At 41.6% G+C, this 2,632-nt stretch carries 2 protein-coding genes and 1 pseudogene; all 3 read left to right on the top strand.

All coding sequences use genetic code 11. The features are described from left to right. A partial coding sequence (locus ACMV5H_RS25260) for a Spy/CpxP family protein refolding chaperone (protein ID WP_414822767.1) occupies positions 1–405 on the top strand: 405 nt, incomplete at its 5' end. A 100-nt stretch (positions 406–505) separates the two neighbouring features. Next, positions 506–1,615 (top strand): annotated as a pseudogene (locus tag ACMV5H_RS25255) (IS3 family transposase). Positions 1,616–1,804: 189 nt separating this feature from the next. Next, complete coding sequence (locus ACMV5H_RS25250) at positions 1,805–2,458, top strand: winged helix-turn-helix domain-containing protein (RefSeq protein ID WP_414822766.1); 654 nt, start codon at positions 1,805–1,807, stop codon at positions 2,456–2,458. Positions 2,459–2,632: the final 174 nt, after the last annotated feature.

Raw genomic sequence — 2,632 nt, 5'->3', positions numbered from 1 at the left:
CTTATGAAAAAAACGTTTGCGATATTTTTTGCAATGATTATGCTATCTTTTTCTTATAGCAGCATCGCTGCCGATCCAAAACTGACTAGAAGTCACAATACTTTTACCCAAGGACTCAATTTGGACTCAGCACAAAGGGTAAAATTTGAAGCCATCAAGGCCCATACTGAAAAAAGCCTTAAAAGCATTGGTGTCAATAGTGTTAGTAATAATGCAATTTCCAAAAAAAATGAGTCAGAACAGTCAGATGACAAAGCTGTAAAGCAATATCTTAATGAAGTTGGGAAAGCACGGACTCAGGCTCGTTATTATCGATCTCAATATTCATTTGAGGCTAACCAGGAATTAACTACACACCAAAAAGGAAAACTCATTAACATCATAAAAAAATATGATCTTTATTGAACGGTAGTACGCCTGCGCTACTGTAAGTATCCCGGTAAAACGGCCCATTCACTTTTAGAGGTCTTCCGACATACTGATTATGTCACCTGTGGAGATAGCTATGCGTAAGATCCGATTCACCGAGCACCAGGTCATCGCCGTTCTGAAGTCCGTCGAAGCCGGGCACACAGTCAAAGATGTGTGTCGCGAGGCCGCTATTTCCGAAGCCAGCTACTACAACTGGAAGGCGAAATATGGCGGGATGGAAGCCGCTGATATCAAAAGAGTCAAAGATCTTGAGGACGAGAATCGTCGTCTGAAGCAGATGTTTGCCGATCTGAGTCTGGAATGCCGGGCGCTGAAAGACGTCATCGAAAAAAGCTTTAAAACCAGCGATAAATCGTGAGCTCGTCAGTTATCTGACTACGCAGTTTACGATGAGCATACGCCAGGCATGCAGGATGTTATCGCTGAGCAGGACGGTATTTCATTATCAACCGGATACGAGACGGGATGAACCGGTGATCCAGAGGCTGACTGAGGCGGCTGAGCGTTATCCGCACTACGGATTTAAGAGGATTTTTCAGGTGCTTTGCATGCAGGGACACGTCTGGAACCACAAGCGTGTACACCGGATTTAATGTCTGCTGAAACTAAACTTTCTTCGTAAAGGAAAGCAACGCATGCCGGTGCGCAATCCGGCTCCGCTGGCGACGTCGGGAGCGCTCAATCAGAGCTGGTCGATTGATTTTATGCACGACGCGCTGACATGTGGCCGACGTTTTCGGACTTTCAACGTCGTGGATGATTTTAACCGCGAGGCTCTGGCCATCAAAATTGGCCTGAATATCCCGGCGCAGCAGGTTGTGCGTGTGCTGGACAGGATAGTGGCAAACCGAGGATTCCGCTGAAGGTGCGGATGGATAACGGACCGGAGCTGGTATCACTGGCTCTGGTACAATGGGCTGAGGAACATGGCGTGATGCTGGAATTTTTCAAGCCAGGCAAACCGACGCAAAATGCGTGTATCGAACGGTTTAACCGAACGTACCGGAGCAAAATGCTGGATTTTTATCTGTTCAGAATGTTGAATGAAGCACGGGAAATCACAGAGCGCTGGCTGACGGAATACAACAGCCAGAGGCCTCATGAATCCCTAAATAACCTGACGCCGGAAGAGTACCGGCTGATGGCTGAAAAACCGGAAACCTCAAAAAGTGTGTGGAACTAAAACAGGTGTGCTTACAAGTGTTTATCATGCCGGAATTCTGTTTCTGAATGGAGCAGGATTTTGGGGTAGGGTCAACTACAGAACAACAAATTATGTTATCTAATTTAATTTTTTTGCATATGCATACTAAACTATACTTTTTGAGTATACTTAGTTGAAGACTAAAGTCATACACAATATGGGGAAAGTATGAATAGAGTAATAGTAGACTCGAATACGGGATTTGTTTTTTATAGCAATAAAAAAATAGGAGCTCTTAACATTGCAGAAAAAAAAATATTACTATATCTTTTATCAATGAAAGGGGAGGTAGCCCAAAAAGAGGATATAATTTCTATTGCATGGGAAAATAGTGTTACCGTTCCTAACTCTCTGAATGTTGCCATTCGAAATATTCGTATACTCCTATCAAAAGTTTCCGCCGAAAGCTTCATTATTACCATACCTAGAGTTGGTTTCTCCATACCAAATTATTCTTTTTTTCTAGTATCTTCTACATCTTTTATTAACGAGCAATTAGATATATCTTTAAAAAAAACAAGTGAAATGACTAGCTTTTTGCCATCATCGCCATTAGAAATAAAACATGCAATGATTAAACGAATTTTTAAGTATTTTTATACTATTTTTTTTTCAGTTGTTTTATTATCCCTGACCTTCCTAAATGTAATATTTTTTATAAGCAAACCTGTTTTGACATGTTATGATTATAAGCAAAGTAAGTATTGTGGTACATTTGAGGAGATGGGTGATGTACATGGTTATACTGATGATAAAGCAATATATATTTTTGGGAGGAATTACCATGACCATGAAGAGATAATTTATATCAGAGTTAATTAGGTAATGTAAGTATCCTGAATAACTGTGCCATTCATATTTATGGGTTCTACGCCCCATTCCCACTCGAAACGCAACAAAACCCAGGGGGCTTATGCCGCCTGTAAGTGTGTTAAAAATACCTCATTGGGGGAGCGATAGCCCAGAGATTTTCTCCCTCGTGTGTTGAGTATGTGT

The sequence above is a fragment of the Serratia sp. N21D137 genome, assembly GCF_047530005.1.
In the GTDB taxonomy this organism is placed as follows: Bacteria; Pseudomonadota; Gammaproteobacteria; order Enterobacterales; family Enterobacteriaceae; genus Chania; species Chania fonticola_B.
This window is presented reverse-complemented; position numbering and strand designations above follow the sequence as displayed.

Coding starts and splice junctions, on each gene's coding strand:
- ACMV5H_RS25250 (WP_414822766.1), top strand. CDS start 1,805: ATGAATAGAGTAATAGTAGACTCGAATACGGGATTTGTTTTTTATAGC.